The 20,847-nt window shown below is 41.8% G+C and carries 21 protein-coding genes; 15 read left to right on the top strand and 6 right to left on the bottom strand.

The genetic code is table 11. The features are described from left to right. The 10 genes from J2S10_RS10290 (at position 1) to J2S10_RS10245 (ending at position 11,450) form a co-directional block, all read left to right on the top strand. Entirely contained in the window at positions 1 to 660 is a 660-nt protein-coding gene (locus tag J2S10_RS10290) for a 3-oxoacid CoA-transferase subunit B (protein WP_307407297.1), read from the top strand. Next, positions 660 to 1,850 carry a thiolase family protein gene (locus tag J2S10_RS10285; RefSeq protein WP_307407295.1) on the top strand — a complete coding sequence of 397 codons (1,191 nt, stop codon included), beginning with the start codon at positions 660 to 662 and terminating at the stop codon, positions 1,848 to 1,850. Before J2S10_RS10290 ends, J2S10_RS10285 begins: the two co-directional genes overlap by 1 nt. Beyond that, complete coding sequence (locus tag J2S10_RS10280; protein WP_307407293.1) at positions 1,838 to 3,223, top strand: aminotransferase family protein; 1,386 nt, start codon at positions 1,838 to 1,840, stop codon at positions 3,221 to 3,223. The genes J2S10_RS10285 and J2S10_RS10280 overlap by 13 nt, the downstream gene beginning before the upstream one ends. Then, a complete protein-coding gene (locus J2S10_RS10275) occupies positions 3,207 to 4,502 on the top strand; it encodes an aspartate aminotransferase family protein (RefSeq protein ID WP_307407290.1) in 1,296 nt (431 codons plus the stop codon). Before J2S10_RS10280 ends, J2S10_RS10275 begins: the two co-directional genes overlap by 17 nt. A gap of 43 nt (positions 4,503 to 4,545) precedes the next feature. After that, the gene (locus J2S10_RS10270; protein WP_307407288.1) at positions 4,546 to 6,003 is read left to right on the top strand and encodes an aldehyde dehydrogenase family protein; all 1,458 of its coding nucleotides are present in this window, start codon (positions 4,546 to 4,548) and stop codon (positions 6,001 to 6,003) included. 34 nt (positions 6,004 to 6,037) lie between these two features. Beyond that, a complete protein-coding gene (locus J2S10_RS10265) occupies positions 6,038 to 7,558 on the top strand; it encodes a M81 family metallopeptidase (RefSeq protein WP_307407287.1) in 1,521 nt (506 codons plus the stop codon). Then, positions 7,546 to 8,025, top strand: a complete 480-nt coding sequence (locus tag J2S10_RS10260) for a GNAT family N-acetyltransferase (RefSeq protein ID WP_307407285.1) — start codon at positions 7,546 to 7,548, stop codon at positions 8,023 to 8,025. Before J2S10_RS10265 ends, J2S10_RS10260 begins: the two co-directional genes overlap by 13 nt. A 72-nt stretch (positions 8,026 to 8,097) precedes the next feature. Beyond that, positions 8,098 to 9,507, top strand: a complete 1,410-nt coding sequence (gene kamA, locus J2S10_RS10255; protein ID WP_307407283.1) for a lysine 2,3-aminomutase — start codon at positions 8,098 to 8,100, stop codon at positions 9,505 to 9,507. 2 nt (positions 9,508 to 9,509) lie between these two features. Beyond that, entirely contained in the window at positions 9,510 to 9,788 is a 279-nt protein-coding gene (locus J2S10_RS10250; RefSeq protein WP_307407281.1) for a YokU family protein, read from the top strand. Positions 9,789 to 9,956: 168 nt separating this feature from the next. Beyond that, positions 9,957 to 11,450 (top strand): amino acid permease, encoded by a 1,494-nt coding sequence (locus tag J2S10_RS10245; RefSeq protein ID WP_307407279.1) that lies wholly within the window; start codon positions 9,957 to 9,959, stop codon positions 11,448 to 11,450. 57 nt (positions 11,451 to 11,507) lie between these two features. Here J2S10_RS10245 and J2S10_RS10240 read toward each other — a convergent pair whose 3' ends face one another. Together J2S10_RS10240 and J2S10_RS10235 are read right to left on the bottom strand one after the other, a co-directional pair. Beyond that, positions 11,508 to 12,266 (bottom strand): (S)-benzoin forming benzil reductase, encoded by a 759-nt coding sequence (locus J2S10_RS10240; protein ID WP_307407277.1) that lies wholly within the window; start codon positions 12,264 to 12,266, stop codon positions 11,508 to 11,510. A gap of 161 nt (positions 12,267 to 12,427) precedes the next feature. After that, positions 12,428 to 13,210 carry an undecaprenyl-diphosphate phosphatase gene (locus J2S10_RS10235; protein ID WP_307407275.1) on the bottom strand — a complete coding sequence of 261 codons (783 nt, stop codon included), beginning with the start codon at positions 13,208 to 13,210 and terminating at the stop codon, positions 12,428 to 12,430. A 177-nt stretch (positions 13,211 to 13,387) separates the two neighbouring features. On the opposite strand from J2S10_RS10235, the gene J2S10_RS10230 reads away from it, so the two are divergent. After that, positions 13,388 to 14,155 (top strand): DUF4931 domain-containing protein, encoded by a 768-nt coding sequence (locus tag J2S10_RS10230; protein ID WP_307407273.1) that lies wholly within the window; start codon positions 13,388 to 13,390, stop codon positions 14,153 to 14,155. 108 nt (positions 14,156 to 14,263) lie between these two features. Beyond that, on the top strand, positions 14,264 to 15,436 hold the full coding sequence (gene rodA, locus J2S10_RS10225; RefSeq protein ID WP_307408109.1) for a rod shape-determining protein RodA: 1,173 nt from the start codon (positions 14,264 to 14,266) through the stop codon (positions 15,434 to 15,436). Between the two features lie 152 nt (positions 15,437 to 15,588). On the opposite strand, the gene J2S10_RS10220 is transcribed toward rodA, so the two are convergent. Beyond that, positions 15,589 to 16,542 carry an ABC transporter substrate-binding protein gene (locus J2S10_RS10220; protein WP_307407271.1) on the bottom strand — a complete coding sequence of 318 codons (954 nt, stop codon included), beginning with the start codon at positions 16,540 to 16,542 and terminating at the stop codon, positions 15,589 to 15,591. 210 nt (positions 16,543 to 16,752) lie between these two features. Between J2S10_RS10220 and J2S10_RS10215 the strand changes: the two genes are divergently transcribed. Genes J2S10_RS10215 through J2S10_RS10205 form a run of 3 tightly spaced genes read left to right on the top strand, consistent with a single transcriptional unit; the run spans position 16,753 to position 19,642 of the window. After that, complete coding sequence (locus J2S10_RS10215; protein WP_307407269.1) at positions 16,753 to 17,757, top strand: FecCD family ABC transporter permease; 1,005 nt, start codon at positions 16,753 to 16,755, stop codon at positions 17,755 to 17,757. Continuing rightward, entirely contained in the window at positions 17,754 to 18,809 is a 1,056-nt protein-coding gene (locus tag J2S10_RS10210) for a FecCD family ABC transporter permease (RefSeq protein ID WP_307407267.1), read from the top strand. Before J2S10_RS10215 ends, J2S10_RS10210 begins: the two co-directional genes overlap by 4 nt. Positions 18,810 to 18,829: 20 nt before the next feature. Further along, on the top strand, positions 18,830 to 19,642 hold the full coding sequence (locus tag J2S10_RS10205) for an ABC transporter ATP-binding protein (protein WP_307407265.1): 813 nt from the start codon (positions 18,830 to 18,832) through the stop codon (positions 19,640 to 19,642). A 101-nt stretch (positions 19,643 to 19,743) separates the two neighbouring features. Here J2S10_RS10205 and J2S10_RS10200 read toward each other — a convergent pair whose 3' ends face one another. The 3 genes from J2S10_RS10200 to J2S10_RS10190 all read right to left on the bottom strand — a co-directional run bounded on the left by J2S10_RS10200 (position 19,744) and on the right by J2S10_RS10190 (position 20,692). After that, entirely contained in the window at positions 19,744 to 20,088 is a 345-nt protein-coding gene (locus J2S10_RS10200; protein WP_307407263.1) for a spore coat protein, read from the bottom strand. 167 nt (positions 20,089 to 20,255) lie between these two features. Then, on the bottom strand, positions 20,256 to 20,534 hold the full coding sequence (locus J2S10_RS10195) for a hypothetical protein (RefSeq protein WP_307407261.1): 279 nt from the start codon (positions 20,532 to 20,534) through the stop codon (positions 20,256 to 20,258). A gap of 23 nt (positions 20,535 to 20,557) precedes the next feature. Next, a complete protein-coding gene (locus J2S10_RS10190) occupies positions 20,558 to 20,692 on the bottom strand; it encodes a YuzL family protein (protein WP_307407259.1) in 135 nt (44 codons plus the stop codon). Positions 20,693 to 20,847 lie beyond the last annotated feature (155 nt).

The following is a 20,847-nucleotide window of genomic DNA, read 5'->3' as shown; positions in this document are numbered from 1 at the left end:
TTGAATGTGAAACAATACATTGCCGCAAGAGCAGCTAAGGAATTAAAGCAAGGCGATATCGTTAATTTGGGGATTGGGATTCCAACGATGGTAGCTGATTTCATTCCACCGGGCGTTCACGTTTTTTTACACTCAGAGAACGGCATTCTTGGAGTAGGTCCGACCCCTGATCAAGCGCACATCGATAAGGAACTTGTCAATGCAGGAAAACTGCCTGTCACAGTAATGGAGGGTTCAGCCTTTTTTGATAGCGCTTCCTCTTTTGCGATGATTCGCGGGGGGCATGTGACAGTCTCGATTTTAGGTGTGCTGCAAATAGATGCCAAGGGGCGAATCGCCAATTGGGCTGTACCGGGAAAAAGTGTTCTTGGTGTAGGAGGAGCGATGGATTTATTAGAAGGATCAAAAAAGATAATAGTGACAACGATGCATACAACTAATGAAGGAGAGTCAAAGATCGTCAAGGAATTAACCTATCCGATTACATCGGAACGAATAGTGGATTTAATAATTACCGATTTAGCAGTATTTTCTGTAAAAAGAGATGGACTTCATCTTATTGAATTGGCCCCTGGAATTTCCCTCAAGGAAGTTCAACAGAAAACAGAAGCGCCTTTCCATATTGCTGAATCCATTATAGGGAATGAGGTGAATGCATAATGGTGGTAATCGTAAATGCATTTAGAACTGCTATCGGAAAATTAGGCGGATCACTGGCGGATTCACTCCCGGAGGAGCTCGTATCCACTATCATGAAAAATAATCTTTCTTCTGCCGGATACGGTGCAAATATAGTCGATGAAATCATCGTTGGTCAAACGAAGCAGAGTGCCCATGCACCGAATATTGCCAGGGTTGCGTCATTAAAGGCTCTTTTTCCGGAATCGATTCCCGCATATACGGTCCATCGTCAGTGTGGTTCGGGCATGCAGGCTGTCATGAACGGAGCAATGTCCATCTTATCCGGCCAGGCAGATGTCGTTTTGGCCGGGGGAGTGGAAAGCATGTCACAAGCTCCGCATTATACGGTTGGAACTCGATTTGGATCCATGACGGGAAATATGACACTGTATGATTCTAATACAGAAAGTCAGCCTAAATCACAGCCGGAGGATATTTACGGCCGATTCACAATGGGACAAACAGCTGAGTGGCTCGCTGAAAAATATAACATTAGCCGCAGGGAACAAGATGAATTTGCCTTCATGAGTCAGCAGAAAGCGAAACGTGCAATTGAAATGGGTCTTTTTGATGATGAAATCATTCCTGTACCGGTAAAGGAAGGGAAAAAGGAGATTAGAGACTTTGCCATTGATGAGTACCCAAGATTAACGGACGTTGAAAAATTAGGAACCCTAAATCCTGTGTTCCAAAAAGATGGAACGGTCACAGCCGGGAACTCCTCTGGTAGAAATGATGGTGCCTCCATGCTGCTGTTGATGTCGGAAGAAAAGGCGAAACAGCTTGGATTGCTTCCGTTGGCAAGGATTCGTTCTTTTGCTGCAACAGGTGTATCACCGAAAGAAATGGGAATTGGCCCGGTTTCTGCCTCCAAACTTGCATTGGAAAAAGCAGATCTTCGTTTAGAAGATATTGATTTAATTGAATTAAATGAAGCGTTTGCAGCTCAAAGTCTTGCATGTTTAAAAGAATGGGGCCTGAAAGGCGAAAACGTGAATGTTAACGGTGGGGCAATTGCTTTAGGCCATCCGCTTGGATGCTCTGGTGCAAGAATCATCACTACATTATGTCATGAGCTTGAAAAACAAAAACGCCGATACGGCCTTGCGACGATTTGTGTAGCGGGCGGATTAGGAATGGCCATGGTGGTGGAAAGATGGACAGAATAAAAAGAGACTACGTGTTTCATCGTGATTTAAAAAAGGATTACCCAATCATAACTCACGGTGAGGGGGTCTATCTCTTCGATGAGAATGGGAAAAAATATTTGGATGCTTGTTCAGGTGCGGTTGCGGCAAACTTGGGTCATGGGGTTGCTTCAATAGGAGACGCTATGGCAGAACAAGCAAAAAAGGCAGCCTTCGTCCATACGATGCGCTTTGAAACGAATGTATTGCATGAATTGGCTGAAACGATAGGGAAAATGGCTCCGGACCACTTAAATAAAGTGTATTTTACAACCGGAGGCTCAGAAGCGAATGAGAGTGCATTGAAGCTGGCAAGGCAATTTCATAGGGATGCCGGCAGACCCCAAAAGCATATTGTGATTGGGCGCTGGCAATCGTATCATGGCAACACAATTGGTTCTTTATCGGCAGGGGGAGATGTCAAAAGAAGGCATGCATACACTCCTAATCTATTAAACTATGCGCACGTTTATTCTCCGTATTGCCATCGATGTCCATATGGCCGTCAGAAAGACGATTGTCTTGCTAAAGAAAATTTGACGTGTTTGACAGATATTGAAAGAACCATTTTAGAGCTTGGTCCCGAAAATGTGTCGGCATTTATCGCTGAACCAATCGTCGGAAGCCAGCAAGGTGCCGTTCCGCCGCCGCCTGGGTATTTTGAGAAAGTTCGAGAACTGTGTGACCGATACGAAATCGTCTTGATCATCGATGAAGTGATGACAGGATTCGGCCGTACCGGTACCAACTTCGCGACGGAACAGATTGGAATTGAACCTGATATCATCACCTTTGGAAAAGGGGTTTCAGCCGGGTATGCACCGCTTGCCGGGATGATCGTTCATGATCGAATAATTAATGGCCTCATTCAAAACAGTGACGGGAAATTCATTCATGGCTATACATATAGCGGACATCCTGTGGCAGTGGCAGCCGGTCTTGCTGCAATGCACGTATATGATCGAGATAGAGTGCTGGAAAACGTTAATGAACAAGGTCCTTACCTCGTCGACCGACTATTAGAGTTGAAGCAAAAACATTCCTATATTTCTGATATTCGAGGCAGAGGACTATTAATCGGCATGGAGCTTGTAAGGGATTGTGAGCATGATCAGCTGTTCGATCCATCTGAAAAAGCCGCTGAAACATTAAATGGAATTGCGATGGAACTCGGAGCCGTTTTTTATCCGGGCACCGGTTCAATTGACGGTATAAAGGGAGAACATCTCATCATCAGTCCTCCTTTAAATGTCACAAAAGAAGAAATTGATGAGATGGTGAACATTTTAGATAGAGCATTTACGATATTCAAGGAGCAATTAAGAAAGGATGAGACATATGAAATTACAAAATAAAACAGATGAAATTCAAGAAAAAGCAAGAAAGCATCTATCACCGGTCATGACAAGAGTAACAGAACTTGTCATTGAAAAAGCGCATGGCGCCAAGTTTTGGACAACCGACGGCGACGAATACATTGATTTCGTTTCGGGAGTGGCCGTCAATGCAGTCGGGCATACGAATGAAAAAATGGTTGAAGCCATTAAAAAGCAAGCAGAAAATTTGATCCATGTGGGATTGAACTACGGTTATTATGAAACGGCAGCGAATTTGGCGGAAAAGCTTGCTCATATCACACCAGGAAATCTGGACACTGTCTTTTTTTCTAATTCGGGTGCTGAAGCCATAGACGGTGCGCTTAAATTAGCAAAGGCTGCTACAGGCAGACCGGCCATCATTGCTTTTGAAGGATCGTTTCACGGTCGTACATTAGGCGCAACAGCCATTACTGCTTCAAGCTCTAAATACCGTCGTTATTATGAACCGATTTTAGGTGAAGTGTACCACGTCCCTTACCCGTATCCTAGCCAATTGAAAAACATTAAAGAGGAAGAAATTGAAGAGTATTGCTTGAATCAGCTTCAAAAACTATTTGATTTACGAGTGGACCCTTCACGTGTAGCAGCCATCATCATTGAACCGGTAATGGGTGAAGGCGGCTATTATCCGGCACCGCCAAGCTTTTTGCAGGCGTTAAGAAAGACTACAGAGGAACACGGCATTTTGCTTATCTTTGACGAAGTACAAACAGGATTTGGACGTACAGGCAAAATGTTTGCATCAGAGCATGCAAATGTGACTCCTGATATTTTAGTACTGGCAAAAGCCCTTTCCGGCGGCATGCCTCTTGGTGCCATTGTTGCAAGTCGTGAGCTTCATGAAAAATGGCCGACGGCTGGTCATGGTTCGACATTTGGCGGAAATCCGGTTTCTTGTGCTGCAGCCCTGGCAAATATTGAGGTGATTGAAGAAGAGAAGTTGGTAGAACGAAGTGCAATGCTTGGAGCAGAAATAGTCGATCGGCTTCAAAACTCGGTAGGACATTTACCGGACATTGTTGAAGTCCGAGGCGTAGGCATGATGATCGGTATTGAATTTGACCAGCAATCTTCAGCTTCACTCGTACCGAAGATTAAATCGAAGGCACTAGAAAACGGCTTGCTCATTATGAACTGCGGTGTAAGCGGGCAAACAATCCGATTAATGCTCCCGCTTAACATTCAAGAAGATGTGCTGGATAAGGGATTAACGATTTTGGAAGATGCTATATCAGAAACGGTCGCAGGAAACTAATCTTCATTTTTACATGGGTACCACAGAAGAGGAGGTCACGTTAATGTCTAATCAAATCAAAAAGATTCTTCAGGGAGAGCTTTATATAAATGGGAAATGGGTGAGTGAACCTGATCAATCCTACTTTGAAAGTTTGAATCCGGCCACTGGAGAGCTTGTCGGGATATGTGCAGCTGCTACAACAGAGCAAGTGAACGATGCGGTCGCAAAAGCGAATACAGCATATTCACAATGGAAGAACATCCCTATTCCGGAACGGGCAGCTTATTTAACGAAAGCGGCTCAAGTATTTGAAACACGCAAAGAAGAATTGGCTCGAGTCATGACAATGGAGATGGGCAAGGTGCTTGCGGAGTCTTTAGGCGAAGTCGGAGTGGTTAGCGCTACTGCTCAATATATGGCAGGAGAGGGCCGACGCCTCTTTGGAGAAACGGTTCCTGTCGGCTTCTCGGACCGGAACGTAAGAATGGTTCGTGAACCTCTTGGAGTTGTTGCGTGCATTACCCCTTGGAACTTCCCGGTGGCGCTTGCTTCTTACAAAATCTTTTCAGCTCTGATTGCGGGGAATACTGTCGTATGGAAGCCGGCTTCAGAGGTAGCGTTATCGGCAAAGATTTTCGTAGAAATACTAAATGAAGCCGGATTGCCGGCAGGAGTGTTGAACTTAATTACAGGTTCAGGAAGGACAGTCGGGCGAACACTCGCTGAGCATCCGGATGTTAAAGTCATTTCTTTCACTGGCTCAACGGAAGTCGGACAACAGCTTGCTGAAATGAGCAGTAAAACGTTAAAACGTATTTCTTTAGAATTGGGTGGAAAAAATGCGGTAATCGTTTTGAAGGATGCGAACTTGGAAAAAGCGGCGGATGGAATTGTTAAATCAGCGTTTACAACAACTGGTCAGCGCTGTACAGCAGCAAGCCGGGTAATCGTTGAGCGTCCAGTAAAGGAGCTGCTCGTACAAAAAGTAGTAGAATTAACAAAGTCTATGAAAATAGGAAATGGACTTGAAGAAGGAAAACAAGTGGGCCCTCTCGTAAATGAAGACCAGCTTCATACAGTCGAAAAATATGTAAATACAGCGATTGAAGAAGGTGGGAAAATTGTGTCAGGCGGGCAGCGTGTCAAAGAATTGGGCGGCTATTATTATGAGCCGACAATCATTGAGAATGTGAAACCGAATGATACCATTGCACAAGAAGAAATATTTGGTCCTGTTCTTGCCATCATTGAAGTAGATTCATATGAGGAAGCCATTGAGGTAAATAACGGGACGATTTATGGGTTATCGACTGCCATTTATACAGAGAGCCTTCATTATGCGAACCGGGCTTCAACGGAAGCAGTAAGTGGGCTTGTCTATATAAATAACGGAACGTCAAATGCCGAGATGGGTGTGGCTTTTGGAGGTATGAAAATGTCTGGAAACGGCCACCGTGAAGTTTCTCATCATGCATTCGATGTCATGACAGAATGGAAGTCAATCTATACGAACTATTGATGAACGTCTATGTCTATTACGAAGGGTGGAGCATATGAGGAAACACCGTATTGGTATTGCGTTCTTTTACCATGAATCCCACAGTTTCAGCCCGATGAAAACCGAAATTGAACATTTTCGTAATGAAGGCTACTTTGTCGGGGATGAAATTTATGATGCCTATACAGGAACGAAAACGGAAGTGGGAGGGTTTCTGGATGTATTGAAACAGGAAGAGGATGTTGAAATCGTACCGCTTCTTTGTGCGGCTGCAATCCCATCGGGCGTTGTTTCAACAAATGCTTACTCTATCATCGAAGAGCAAATGCTGAAGTCCATCCAATTGTCGGGAAGGCTGGACGGTTTATTGCTGGCACTGCATGGCGCGATGGTTGTGGAGCACCTCTTTGATCCGGAAGCCCATTTACTAGGAAAAATCCGTGAAATCATCGGACCTAATGTCCCGATTGCGACAACCCTGGATATGCACGCCAATTTAAGCGGAAAAATAATTGATTACACACCGCTTCATTTTGGATTTAAAACATATCCCCATATTGATATGTATGAACAAGGCGTTCATGCGGCTATCGCTTTATTAAAGCACTTAAAGGAAGGTGTGACTTTTTACGCTTCTTTTGAAAAATTGCCGATGATGCCTCCATCTATCAATATGAGAACGGCTGAAGGGCCGATGCATAAAATGATCGAATGGGCGAAACAAGCGGAAGAGGATGAGGGAATTTACAATGTGTCCGTATTTGGCGGGTTTCCATACTCGGATATTCCTATGGCAGGTGCATGCGTGCTGGTTGTGGCGCTCGATCCGCAAAAAGGAAAAGAGACAGCTGAAAAGCTAGCTTCCTTGTTTTGGAGTGTAAGAGAAGAATTTATCATGGATTTACCTGATGTGAAAGAAGGACTGAATTTTGCATTGGCTATAGAAGAGGCCTTGCCAATCGTGCTGGCGGATATCTCAGATAATCCGTTAAGCTGCGGGAGCGGGGATACAACAGAGCTGCTTCGAGAAATGGTGCACTTGAATATTCCTGACACACTGTTTGGAGGACTCTACGATCCCGAATCCATTGAGGCTTGCCTTAATGCCGGAGTCGGAAACAAGGTATCGTTGTCTCTTGGAGGGAAGGTATCGCCGGAATTTGGGGAACCCGTTCAGGTCGAAGCAACGGTCATGGCTCTATCAGACGGTATATTTCACAATTCCGGGCCCTTCAATCAGCATTTAAAAGTGGATTTAAAGGGAACGGCACACATTCGCGTGGGCGAGTTGGATGTCCTACTTATTGGAAGGCCGATGTCAGCGAATGATCCTGAAATGTTTCGTCATATTGGCCTTGAGCCTTCGACAAAGAGAATTCTTGGGTTAAAAGCTAAAAATCATTTCCGGGCAGCGTTTGAACCGATTGTTGGCCGTATTATTTATGTGGACGCACCCGGTGTTGCTTCCAATCGTTTAACAACATTTACGTATCGGCACATTCCAAGGCCAATATGGCCGCTCAATGATATCCAATATGAAGTCGAACAGAGGAGGAAAGAAAAGTGGAAACAATAAACAAATCCTATTATGTCGAAGTACCGGCTTCATTGAATCCAGAACAGTTAAAAATGATGATGGAGCTTGAAAAAGATGCCTTTCCAGGATTAGGAGCTGTAGATGAACAAACTCTTATTCCGCTTACACGCTACGGGAAACTCATTCAATATCGGCAGTCAAATGATCCAAGACCAATTGCCATTTGTGAATTGATGAGAGATTACCATGATATTCATAAAGCCTACATTTTTGGGTTTTATGTCCGATCCGACCAGCAAGGAAAAGGAATCGGGAAATTATTTTTACAGGAAATTTATCCGATTCTAAAGCAAGAAGGTTTTCATAAGGTGTGCTTAACGGTCAGTACTAAAAACAAAGCTGCAGTCAAGTTATATGAAAAATTAGGGTTTGTCATAAAAGAGACGAGATTCGATGAATTTGGCGAAGGGGAAAATCGCTATTATATGGAGTACAACATTTCTTAATAAAGTAATGATCATGGAGAACTCATTCAAAAAAGGTCAATAAAAAATATGTTAATTTATGGAGGGGTAATGATGAGAAACAATTTATTCAAACCAAAAAGACATTGGAAAGAAATCGAGCTTTGGAAGGATGTAACGGACGAGCAATGGAACGATTGGGTGTGGCAATTGACGAATACGATCAAAAATTTAGAAGACTTAAAGAAAGTTGTCAACTTAACACCGGAGGAAGAAGAAGGAGTTAAAATCGCAACAAAAACAATCCCATTAAACATCACGCCCTATTATGCATCGCTTATGGATCAAGATGATCCAAGATGTCCGGTACGTATGCAGTCTGTACCAATTGCGCAGGAATTGCATAAAACAAGATATGATTTAGAGGATCCGCTGCATGAAGATGAAGATTCACCGGTACCCGGCTTAACCCATCGTTATCCGGATCGCGTGTTGTTCTTAGTCACAAACCAATGCTCGATGTACTGCCGTTATTGCACTAGAAGACGCTTCTCCGGACAAATCGGAATGGGTGTTCCGAAAAAACAGTTAGACACAGCAATTCATTATATCGCTTCTAACCCGCAAATTCGTGATGTGCTAATTTCCGGAGGAGACGGGCTCCTTATTAATGACAATATTTTAGAATATATTTTAAAGAATTTACGTGAGATTCCACATGTGGAAATTATTCGTATCGGTACAAGAGCACCTGTCGTGTTCCCACAGCGCATTACCGAAAATCTTTGCAATATATTGAAAAAGTATCATCCAGTTTGGTTGAATACACATTTCAATACATCTATTGAAATTACGGAAGAATCGAAGCGTGCATGTGAAATGCTTGCAAATGCGGGGGTACCGCTTGGTAACCAATCGGTTATTTTAGCAGGCATTAACGACAGTGTACCGATCATGAAACAGCTTATGCATGACCTTGTTAAAATTCGCGTTCGTCCATATTATATTTACCAATGCGATTTATCAGAAGGGATCGGTCATTTCCGTGCACCAATCAGCAAAGGATTGGAAATTATGGAAGGTCTTCGCGGCCATACATCGGGTTATGCCGTTCCGACATTTATTGTTGATGCTCCTGGAGGCGGCGGCAAAATTCCATTGCAGCCGAACTATATCATTTCTCAAAGTTCCAATAAAGTCGTATTGCGTAACTTTGAAGGTGTCATTACATCCTATCCGGAGCCGGAAAATTATCAGTCAGGAAGTGCAGAGGATTACTATAAAAAGGTATATCCTGAAGTGTTTGAAAAGTTTGAAAGTAATGGTGTTTTATCCATTATTGATGACACGAAATTTAACCTTACTCCAGAAGGCCTAAAACGGTTAGATCGACGAAAAACATATAATGAAAATCCTGAGCATAGCTCTTTAAAGGATAAACGTGACAAACGTGATGAGTTAAAAGAGAAAAAATTCCAATCGCAGCTGAACAAGTATGAGACGGTCGGAGCAAGGGAGGAATAATCGTGAATTGTCAATGGTGCGAGTCTGACACAGCACGTGAAACGAGCAACACAGTCTATTGGGAACTTCCGGATGGTTCAAAAGTGATCGAAATTCAGAACACACCATCCGTCCATTGCTTGGAATGCGGAATGAACTATCAAAGAGATGAAACGGTGAAAGAAATTGAAGATCAGCTGTTTTTAATTGATACGTCAAAGCTCGAAAAAAGTATGACGTATGAAACGCTTATGGCCGCCTCTCGCTTATTGAAACGAAACTACTTTGATTTTTCGAAATAATTTGCTAGATGAGTGTAATTCTTATGGGTGATTTATTCCCTTCTTTCTCAAGGTGAAATAAATCGCTCATAAGAATCAAGTAAGTTCAGCTAACAATTAGTGGAGAAACAAGGATTTTAAAAAAAGGGAAGTAGACAAGTATGTTCAATAGTAAAGGTGGGACAAAGAATGGAAGCAATCAAAATTGACGAAAATAGTCAGAATAGTCGCAATGATGAAAAAAGAGAGATGCACATTAAACGCAATCTTAAGGCACGTCACATGACGATGATTGCGATTGGAGGGTCAATCGGGACAGGGTTATTTTTAGCGTCAGGGGCGTCCATTCAAACAGCCGGACCTGGAGGAGCGCTAATAGCTTATGGAGCTATAGGCATCATGGTCTACTTTTTGATGACAAGTCTCGGAGAAATGGCTACCTTCATGCCGGTTTCGGGCTCCTTTTCAACATATGCCAACCGTTTTGTTGATCCGGCATTTGGTTTTGCGCTCGGTTGGAATTATTGGTTCAACTGGGCTATAACATTGGCGGTTGAAATAGTTTCATCAGCTATTATTATGAAGTTTTGGTTTCCGGATGTACCGAGCATCGTGTGGAGTGCCCTGTTTTTAGGACTAATCTTTTTATTGAATGCATTGTCGGTTAAAAGTTACGGAGAATCCGAGTATTGGTTCTCCTTAATAAAAGTAGTAACAATCATCGTTTTCATAGGAGTCGGTTTGCTCACCATTTTCGGTATTTTGGGCGGACAGTTTATCGGGTTTAAAAACTTTACTATAGGAGATGCTCCGGTTCATGGAGGCCTTTTGTCCATATTAAGTATTTTTTTCATCGCAGGTTTTTCATTTCAAGGAACGGAACTCGTCGGGATTGCCGCTGGAGAAAGTGAAGAGCCCGAGAAAAACGTACCAAAGGCGATTCGACAAGTATTTTGGCGTATTCTTCTATTCTATATTGTTGCCATTACTGTCATTGGTCTTATTATTCCTTATACAAGTCCTAACCTTTTAGGCGGGGATGTCGACAAAATCGCTGTCAGTCCTTTTACTCTTGTATTTAAGAAAGTGGGCATTGCATTTGCTGCATCTGTGATGAATGCGGTCATTTTGACATCGGTCTTATCGGCAGGGAATTCTGGTTTATATGCATCGACACGCATGCTTTGGTCCATGGCAAAGGACGGTCAGGCACCTAAATTTTTACAAAAAGTAAATAATCGCGGGATTCCGATGAATGCTCTTGTCGCAACAACAATTATTGGGGCCTTTGCCTTTTTAACGTCCATTTTTGGAGATCAAGTGTATACCTGGTTATTAAATGCGTCAGGCTTAACTGGATTTATTGCATGGCTTGGAATTGCCGTCAGCCACTACCGTTTTAGAAAAGCATATTTGGCCCAGGGCAGGGACATAAATGCTTTGAAATTTAAGGCGAAATGGTTCCCGTTCGGTCCGATTCTCGCTTTTGCGATGTGTGCCATTGTCATTTTCGGGCAAAATTATCAAGCTTTTTTAACTAGTAAGATTGATTGGTATGGAATAGCCGTGGCCTATATTGGTTTACCTATCTTTTTGGTATTTTGGCTCGGGTATAAATTCGTTCATAAAACGAAAGTTATTCCTCTAAATGAGTGTAATTTCGAAGAAACGTCTGTTAAATAAGTAAACCTGGTTAAAAGGAACCTACTGGCTTATGCCGAGTAGGTTTTTTTCAATGAACTATTTTATTAGATCACTCACATGATATACTTTTCCGCTTTCGGCACTTCCATTCAATACCAAATCAATTAAAGCGTTAGCCACGACTTCAGCCTTCAGCAGCTTGTTTTCTTCTTTGTAATCGAGAAATTTCTCCAATTCCTTAAATGCTTCCTTAGAGGAGGAGCGAATCGTTTCTTGCATTTTTGTATCCATAATTCCGGGACTATAAGCAATAATTTTATTGTTGGTTTTCATTTCTGCCTGCTCTAATGCAGCAGTTTGCGTAAACATATTTAACCCGGCCTTTGCACTGCAATAAACACTCCAGCCCTCAATCGAGCGGACAGCGGCGCCTGAAGTAATATTAATGGCATGAACCGTCGTACCTGTCTGGCCGCCCTTCTTCAAAAAGATATTGGTAATTAAAATCGGTGCTATTAAGTTTACTTGGATATTTCGAATAATCGGGGTTTGATCCAAATTTCCGACCGTTTCGATTGGTTCGATAACACCTGCATTATTAAAAAGGTAGATTTCATGCGGATTTTTTTGATAAATACAATGGGCGATTTCCATAAACACTTCCTGGACTTCTTTTTCTAAAGAAAGATTACAGGAATAATGTTGGTAGAAAAGGCCTTTTTCCACTGCAAGCTTCCGTATTTCTTCATTTTCTGTCCGGGAAACGGAAACAACAGCGATTTGTTCCTGCAACATCCTTTTGGCAATCGCCTCGCCCAGACCCCTTGATGCCCCTGTGATAATAGCATATCTCATAAAATTCCCCCTAGGAAACAACTGCTCATTTAGATAGTAATATGTAGACAAAACGAACGTATTTTTATTTTAGTATTCCATCCAGCTTAATTCAACCAAATCGGAAGGAATGGATCATTTTCCGAAAATAATAAAATGCGGCTCGGAAATCGAGCCGCATTTTAAAACTTTCCAGTAAATTGAAAAAACAGTACGGCAGCACCTAACACCCAAACATAAATCGCAAATGGTTTTAAGGAATGCTTTTTTAAAAAACCGATCATCCATCTAACGGCAAAATAACCGAAAATGGCAGAGGAGGCAATGCCAACGAGCAAGGCAGATAACGAGATCTCTTCGCCACCGCCGCTGACTAAATCGAGTGACTGTAGGATAACAGCACCGGCAATGGCAGGAGTTGACAGAAGGAAGGAAAAATAAGCGGCCGTTTCCCTGTCTAATTTTCTCCATAGTGCAGCCACAATCGTCATTCCTGAACGGGATATGGCGGGGAAAATAGCGGCTGCCTGAAAGGTACCAATAATAAAGGCATCCGCATAGCTGATATCATCCATCTTTTTATAACCATTTTTAATGCTGTCTGCAAACCAAAGAAAGATGCCTGTGATTAAAAACTCCCAACCGATTGTTGCCCCCGTTTTCGAAATTTCCTCAAAATAGTTCTTGAATAAGAGTCCAATGACAACCGCGGGAATGGTCCCGACAAGTAAGAGAAAGGTTAGTTTACTAAAGGGATTTTTTATGATTTTCATAAACTCGTCCTTATAAAAAACAAACACAGCCAGCAATGTCCCGACATGGAGCATCGTGTCAAGCAGCAGCCCGGCTTCCTGCAATCCAAATAAATTTCGCCCTAAATACAAATGGCCTGTACTGCTTATCGGTAAAAACTCCGTTAATCCTTGAATAATCCCTAAAATGAGAGCTTCTAATTTCGTTAACATAAAATCCCCCTTTCTTTTATAGCTTGTTTATCTAATAGATATTCGTAAAAATGCCCACTATTCAACCATTTAGTAAATTAAGCATTATATGATGTGGATATTTAAATGCGTGTTATGATAAAAGTAAGAAAAAGACAATAAATATAGTAGTAAGTATGTTAGAGAGGGGATACGCATTTGAATAAAAGCCATCTATTTTTTAATACTTCCATCGGTGTCCAAAAGCCTGAAAATATTCGCAATAAACAGCAAGCATGTCCTTTTTGCGATAGAGACCGGCTAACCAATATTTTGGCTGTCGATGGTTCCATCATTCTTTTAAAAAATAAATACCCTGTGTTGGAGAATGCGTATCAAACGGTGTTAATAGAAACGGACGATTGTGATGCTGAACTGTCGACGTATTCACCGGAGCATTTACATAAATTGATCAGGTTTGGAGTCGCTCATTGGTTGGATATGGAGAAAACCGGTGAATTTGAATCGGTTATTTTTTTCAAAAACCATGGCCCGTTATCGGGAGGAACGCTGGCGCATCCCCATATGCAAATTATTGGTTTACATGATATTGATTGTAGAGAAAAGATAGATGCTGCGGTCTTCGAAGGGATTGTTATTCATGAAGCGGAAGGGGTCCGATTCACACTATCAACAAAGCCAAGAATAGGATTTTATGAGTTTAATGTGCGAATGATTGATACAGGCTATATTGAAAGATTCGGAGAAAACCTTCAAATAGCAGTGCATTATATTCTCACCCATTTTCCCTTCAAGGCAGGCAGCTACAATTTATTTTTTCATCATATTAATGGAGAAATTATTGCCAAAATTGTCCCGCGATTCGTTACCACCCCGCTTTACATTGGGTATGGAATCCCGCAGGTTCCGAATAATCTCGAGTGGATGGCTTCAGAGGTTAAGAGATTATATTTTAATAAAATGTAAAAAAAACCATCTCATGGTTAGAAGTTGTACTTTGTGCTCAATAAAAATATAATGGAGAAATGTATAGGTTCTTTTATTGGTTTGTTACATTAAGGAGATTGAATGAGCATGACTTCAAATAACAATACAACTTCTAAACTTGATTACAGTCTTGTTTTTATTGTGATGCTACTATTTTTGGCGAGCTGTGCTGCTATTTATAGTGCGCAAACAACAGGACAATACAAAGAAAACTTTTTAATAAAGCAGATTCTCTGGTATGGAGTGAGTGCAGGTCTTGTTGCAGGGATAATGACCCTGGATTCTGACCAATTAAAAAAACTGGCCTGGTATGCGTATGGATTTGGTATCTTTCTGCTTGGGCTATTACTTGTTGCGCCTGCAAGTATTGCTCCAGTTATCAATGGAGCGAAGAGCTGGTTTAAGGTACCTGCAATGGGATCGTTACAGCCATCAGAGTTTGTTAAAGTATTTATTATTTTGACCCTTGCCCGAGTCATTGATGATCATCATCAAAAAAATACAGTTAAAACGCTTCAAACTGATTTGTGGCTTTTGATAAAGCTTGGTCTTGTTACAATGGTTCCATTAGCCCTCATCATGAAACAGCCCGATTTAGGTACTGGTCTCGTTTTTATCGCTATTTTGTTAGGGATGATCTTTATTTCAGGAATCAGCTGGAAATTGCTCGTACCGATTTTTTCAGTTGGGGTATCACTGATTACTGTTATTTTTTACTTCGTTCTTGTGAAACCTGACCTGCTCGAAAAATATTTAGGGGTAAAACAATATCAATTTGGCCGGATCTATTCCTGGCTTGATCCTTATAATTATCAAAGTTCAGAAGGGTATCAGTTAACCAAGTCCTTACTGGCAATTGGCTCAGGTATGACAGGCGGTAAAGGGTTTATGCGCCGAGAAATTTACTTACCGGAAAGTCAAACCGATTTTATCTTTAGTGTTGTTGGTGAAGAATTTGGCTTTATTGGCGCCAGTGTGTTAATTAGTTTGTTTTTCTTGCTGATTTACCATATTACAAAGGTCGGTATGGAAACAAAGAATAATTTTTATACCTATATTTGTGTAGGGGTCATCAGTATGATCACCTTCCACGTGTTTCAAAATATCGGGATGACAATTGGTGTTTTACCGATCACTGGTATCCCATTGCCGTTTATCAGCTATGGCGGAAGTTCGTTAATGGGAAATATGATGGGGCTGGGGTTAATTTTCTCTATTCGTTACCATTATAAAAAATATATGTTCTCAACGAGTGCATAAAACAAGAAGAGCGCGGGCTATGTCCACGCTCTTTTTTTGCTGTATTTTGACATATCGACAAATTTTAAGACGATATCGACACAAATTTAGAAGATATCAACATAAATTCAGAGGATATCAACAAATTCCCTTTATAGTCTACTAATCAACGATTATTTAAGAAAAATCTCCTCAATATCATCCAGCATCAGATTAGCCGCTAGCACTCCTCCGGCTGTATTCCAGATGACATCGTTCACCTTATGGACTTCTCCTTTCTTCGCCACCTCGAGATGTTTAAATAGCGGATCCCCGAGCCATTCTTTTTCTAAAGAAGATGCTTTACCATCACCGGTATCGTAGGTGAAATAAAAAAGAATATCACCATCCATTGCGGGCATCCGTTCTTTTGTGACGTTTCTTTCGGCAAAATCATTGGCATTTTGACCTTCCGGACGAGCAAAGCCCAGTTCGTCTAAAATCACGCCGGAGAAGGTGTCTTTATGGTAAATCCGGACATCCCCAGCCATAAACCGCACCATCGAAACCTTCATTTTCAGCTTATCACCCAATTTTCCTTTTAGGTCAGCGATGCGGGAATCGTAGTTTTTGAGTATTTCATTCCCTTTTTCTACTTTATTCACAGCTTTTGCATATAATTTAAAGTTCTCTTTCCAATCACCGCGAAGTGTTTCAGCAAAAACGGTCGGGGCAATCGCACTTAATTGATCATAGATTTTTTCTTGGCGCATTTTATTTCCAATGATCAAATCAGGTTTTAGTGCTGCAATCGCTTCAACGTTGACTTCACTTTCCGTGCCGACCACTTTTACGTTTTTCATTTTATCCGCAATATGATCATACCATGGGTTTCCCGTCCAGGATTTTACAGCACCGACAGGGGTAATGCCCATCGCTAAAAGTGCTTCTGTTCCTTCATTTGTTAAAATAACAACCCTTTTTGGTGTGCCTTTAATCGTTGTCGTTCCCATTTCGTGTTTAACCGTAAAACTTTTTTCTTCCGTTGTTTTTGTAGCAATTGTTTTCTCATTATTGCTGCCACATGCAGCTAATAAGAAAATCGCCATGATCGAAAAGAGAGATAGAATTGTTTTTAATGCTTTCATTTGGTTATGTATTCCTCCTTGAGTAATTGTGAATGATAATCATTATCATTTGTGAATCTATCATAAAATGAATCAAAGAGTGCTGTCAATGATTAATTGAAAATCATTCTCAAAAGCACGTTTATCTAATTGATAATGATTTTCATTGACAATCATTATCAATTAGAGATAGACTAAATCTATCAATATATTAAGAAAGGCTTTAAAACCATGCTTTTAAAAAATACGCCATTAAAATGGGCAGGTTTAGTGACAGCTATCTTCACGATGCTGTTTTTCATTTGGGCAAGTATTATCTTTGGTTATACAGAAACGAGTTGGAGGACGACTATCAATGCTTTTATTCATTACAATGGTTCGAACCAACATTTAATAATAAAAACAGTAAGGCTTCCCAGGGCCTTGATTGCTGCGGCAGTAGGAGCAAGCTTAGCTATTTCAGGGGTGCTGATGCAAACCTTAACGAAGAACCCGTTGGCTTCACCGGGGATTATCGGGATTAATGCTGGGGCAGGATTTGCTGTTGTCGCTGCCGTCACCTTATTTTCCAATGTTGATTTGCAAGCATTTAGTGCGCTGGCTTTTTTAGGGGCAGCTGTCGCAGCCTTCAGTGTTTATGCCATTGGTTCCGTTGGACGCGGAGGTTTAACACCAATGAAGCTAACGTTAGCGGGTGCAGCACTGGCTGCGATGTTTTCTTCCTTTACACAAGGACTTCTGGTTATCAATGAAGCAGCTCTTGAGCAAGTATTGTTTTGGCTTGCGGGTTCTGTCCAAGGCAGGAAATTAGCGACACTCCTTGCTGTTTTACCCTACATAGGTATAGGCTGGATTTGCGCGCTGCTGATGGCGGGAAAAATGAATATCCTTTCAATGGGGGAGGATGTCGCCAAAGGGCTGGGCGTAAACATAGGATTTGTAAAAATCGCCGTGGGCGTCATCGTTATTTTACTGGCAGGGGGCTCCGTAGCTGTGGCAGGGCCGATTGGTTTTATTGGAATTGTCGTTCCACATATGACGAGGGCGATTGTTGGAATTGATCACCGCTGGGTAATTCCCATGTCAGGCGTTCTCGGTGCAATACTGTTGCTAGCTGCTGATATCGCTGCTAGATATATTTTAATGCCGTCAGAGGCACCGGTTGGTGTCATGACAGCAATCATTGGAACCCCATTCTTTATCTACCTAGCAAGAAAGGGGTTTAATGGCCGATGAAAAAATATAAATATATCCGTCTCTTTAACGAGAGATTTTCAGTTTTAATGGACAGGAAAGCTGCTTTAATTTTTGGAGTCCTCCTTATTATTTCTTTTCTCGTATTTGTGATTAGCACGGGCAGTGGAGAGATGAAAATAAGCCCCCAAAACGTCATAAAGGTATTGTTTGGCGGCGGGACTAGTATGGAAACGCTCATTATAAAATCGCTTCGTCTGCCAAGGATTTTTGTCGCTTTGATGGTGGGAATGTCGTTAGCAGTAGCGGGTGGAATTTTACAAGGGATGAGTAGAAATCCACTAGCCTCACCTGATGTACTTGGCATTACCGGGGGAGCGAGTGTAGCGGTCGTTACCTTTTTAGCCTTGTTTAGCGATAAAAATAATGCCTTAACTGTCAGTGTAACATGGCTGCCCTTTGCTGCATTTTTAGGAGCGGGGGTCGTTGCTTTTCTCGTTTATTTTCTTGCATGGAAAAATGGCGTATCTTCGATTAGGCTGGTTTTGATTGGAATTGGCATCTCAACATTAATGCAGGCTTTAACGACATTAATGATGATTATGGGGCCGATCTATCAGGCGAGTCAGGCCAATATTTGGATCACGGGTACCGTGTACGGTTCAAATTGGAAGAATGTCGCTACCTTAGTTCCATGGACAGTTCTCTTTCTCATTTGTGCGATGGTCGCAGCAAGAACGGTGAATATTCAGGAGCTTGGTGATGAGGTTGCCACAAGTTTGGGTGGCATGGTGCAAAAACAACGGTTTATCCTATTGATGATTAGTACTGCCTTAATCGGGAGTTCCGTCGCTTTTGCCGGTGGCATTGGCTTCGTTGGCCTTATGGCACCGCATATGGCGAGAAGGCTGGCCGGATCTTCCTTTGGGGCACTTCTGCCTACAGCAGCGTTAATTGGTGGAATCCTAGTAATGGTCGCCGATTTAATCGGCAGGACCTTGTTTTCACCATTAGAGGTGCCGGCCGGGGTATTTACCGCGGGTATTGGTGCCCCGTATTTTATCTATTTACTTTTTAAAACAAGAAATGCCTAACATAAAGGAGCTAACCAAGGATGATTGAAACGAAAAAGTTATCCCTTTCTTATGGGGAAACACTCATTATTAATGATTTGGATTTGCACATTCCTAAAGGAGAGATTACGGTCTTTATCGGTGCAAATGGGTGCGGGAAATCGACTCTCCTTCGATCACTTGCCCGCCTGCTCAAGCCAAACTCGGGTGCTATTTTGTTGGAGGGCGAAGCAATCGCCACGCTTTCGACGAAGCAAGTGGCGAAAAAAATGGCAATTCTTCCGCAATCACCCGCAGCACCTGAGGGGCTCACCATCTTGCAGCTTGTTAAACAAGGTCGTTATCCACATCAAACATGGTTAAAACAATGGTCGGCAGAAGATGAGAAAAAGGTAAATGAGGCCTTGAAGGCTACTCGTTTGGAGCATTTAAAAGAAAGGTCGGTTGATTCGCTTTCTGGCGGTCAAAGACAGCGCGCCTGGATTGCCATGACTTTGGCACAGGATACAGACATTATTCTTCTGGATGAACCAACCACATATCTTGATATGACTCACCAGATTGAAATACTCGATTTACTTTTTGAATTAAATGAGTCCAAAAAAAGAACCGTTGTCATGGTGCTTCATGATTTGAATCTTGCCTGCCGTTATGCCCATAATATAATTGCTATTAAGGATCAGCAGGTTTTTGCTCAGGGAAAGCCCGAGAAGGTGATAAATTGCCAGCTTGTTAATAATGTGTTTGGGATGGATTGTGAAGTGACCAGGGACCCATTATTCGGAACTCCCCTTTGTATTCCTTATGGTAGAGGGAGATGTATTCTAAAGAAAGCGGCTGTGTCTAATGGGTAGTATGAAATCAAACAGTTAAATGAACAGCATCGCAAAAATAAGTAGACTTTTTATATAGAATAATACAAAAACCGAAGGCATCTTTGCCCTCGGTTTTTGTATTATTGCAAGGTGCCCCCAGTAGGAAGCTGATTCGTATAACCCTGGAACTGCTGATAGGATTGCTGCAGTTTTTGTTGGTCGGCTGCCTCTACTGAGTACCAGCCTTTTTGAAACATTAAATCATATAGATCGCGTTGGCATTTTTCTGTTTCCGTGAATATGTTAAGGATATCATTATATAATCCTTGGTGGCTTGCCTCATGCAAAGCCATGCTGTATGATGTCGTCATGTATTTTTCTGTTGTCAATAAGTCATTGATAAAATCGCGTTCATTCATTTGCGGTGTTTTTGGCACTTGTGTTTCCGGGTTCTGAATGTTTTGCTGGTTTTGGAATTGGTTCATGGTGATTCTCCTTCGAATTTGTCTAGCTTCAGCGTCCAGCGACTAGTGGACTTCCCTCTCCTCATTACGATAAGTCAACACGGAAAAGCTATCGCTCTCCGTGTTTCCTTTATCTCATTCGGAGCGGTCCAGTCCTGTCGTGCGCTAAACGGACGCTTCCGCTTTTCTTATTGCATATTATTTAATGGCTGCTGACTGTTCGCGTGCTGACCTAAGTGATTGAGCAGCTGCTGATAGTGCCGTTGGTGCATTTGCCCGCATTTTTCAGCTTCTGCTTTTATTTGCGGATCCTGACACTGCTGTGCAAAAAAATGTGCTTTTTTAGCAGAAAGTAAATTCCATGACATCATATCTGTAAGATAAAGGGAGTCTTTAGTTGAAATGACTCCCGGAGGCTGCTGCATCATTCCTTGTTGATTTTGCATGTTCATATTTTGTTGCTGCATGTGTAATCCTCCTATTTCATTGTTTAACTTTTCTTGAACTGATTATTTTGGCTGTTCTTTTTTCCGCCGCGATCCCGTTCACCATCAGGACCGGCGTTGCCTTCAACACTTGCCGCACTTATTCCTGCTTTTGAAGGGTTCTTCTTCATTTTTCCCATCATGATCACCTCAATAATAGGATGCCCAACCAAAAAAATTTATGTTAGAGAAATAAAAGTTCAAAAAATATTTAAAATTCCGCGTTTATTGATTGCACAAATTTTCAAAATATTTTATAGTAAATAGTATCAGGACTCATTCATGAGCAAAATTT

Source organism: Neobacillus ginsengisoli, from assembly GCF_030813055.1.
The sequence above is the reverse complement of the archived record's forward strand: the minus strand, read 5'-3'. Positions and strand labels throughout refer to the sequence as shown.

Bases quoted from the DNA above. Each gene is read 5' to 3' on its own strand.
- J2S10_RS10285 (WP_307407295.1), top strand. From the start codon at position 660: ATGGTGGTAATCGTAAATGCATTTAGAACTGCTATCGGAAAATTAGGC.
- J2S10_RS10280 (WP_307407293.1), top strand. From the start codon at position 1,838: ATGGACAGAATAAAAAGAGACTACGTGTTTCATCGTGATTTAAAAAAG.
- J2S10_RS10275 (WP_307407290.1), top strand. From the start codon at position 3,207: ATGAAATTACAAAATAAAACAGATGAAATTCAAGAAAAAGCAAGAAAG.
- J2S10_RS10270 (WP_307407288.1), top strand. From the start codon at position 4,546: ATGTCTAATCAAATCAAAAAGATTCTTCAGGGAGAGCTTTATATAAAT.
- J2S10_RS10265 (WP_307407287.1), top strand. From the start codon at position 6,038: ATGAGGAAACACCGTATTGGTATTGCGTTCTTTTACCATGAATCCCAC.
- kamA (WP_307407283.1), top strand. From the start codon at position 8,098: ATGAGAAACAATTTATTCAAACCAAAAAGACATTGGAAAGAAATCGAG.
- J2S10_RS10245 (WP_307407279.1), top strand. From the start codon at position 9,957: ATGGAAGCAATCAAAATTGACGAAAATAGTCAGAATAGTCGCAATGAT.
- J2S10_RS10240 (WP_307407277.1), bottom strand. From the start codon at position 12,266: ATGAGATATGCTATTATCACAGGGGCATCAAGGGGTCTGGGCGAGGCG.
- J2S10_RS10235 (WP_307407275.1), bottom strand. From the start codon at position 13,210: ATGTTAACGAAATTAGAAGCTCTCATTTTAGGGATTATTCAAGGATTA.
- rodA (WP_307408109.1), top strand. From the start codon at position 14,264: ATGACTTCAAATAACAATACAACTTCTAAACTTGATTACAGTCTTGTT.
- J2S10_RS10220 (WP_307407271.1), bottom strand. From the start codon at position 16,542: ATGAAAGCATTAAAAACAATTCTATCTCTCTTTTCGATCATGGCGATT.
- J2S10_RS10215 (WP_307407269.1), top strand. From the start codon at position 16,753: ATGCTTTTAAAAAATACGCCATTAAAATGGGCAGGTTTAGTGACAGCT.
- J2S10_RS10210 (WP_307407267.1), top strand. From the start codon at position 17,754: ATGAAAAAATATAAATATATCCGTCTCTTTAACGAGAGATTTTCAGTT.
- J2S10_RS10205 (WP_307407265.1), top strand. From the start codon at position 18,830: ATGATTGAAACGAAAAAGTTATCCCTTTCTTATGGGGAAACACTCATT.
- J2S10_RS10200 (WP_307407263.1), bottom strand. From the start codon at position 20,088: ATGAACCAATTCCAAAACCAGCAAAACATTCAGAACCCGGAAACACAA.
- J2S10_RS10195 (WP_307407261.1), bottom strand. From the start codon at position 20,534: ATGCAGCAACAAAATATGAACATGCAAAATCAACAAGGAATGATGCAG.
- J2S10_RS10190 (WP_307407259.1), bottom strand. From the start codon at position 20,692: ATGGGAAAAATGAAGAAGAACCCTTCAAAAGCAGGAATAAGTGCGGCA.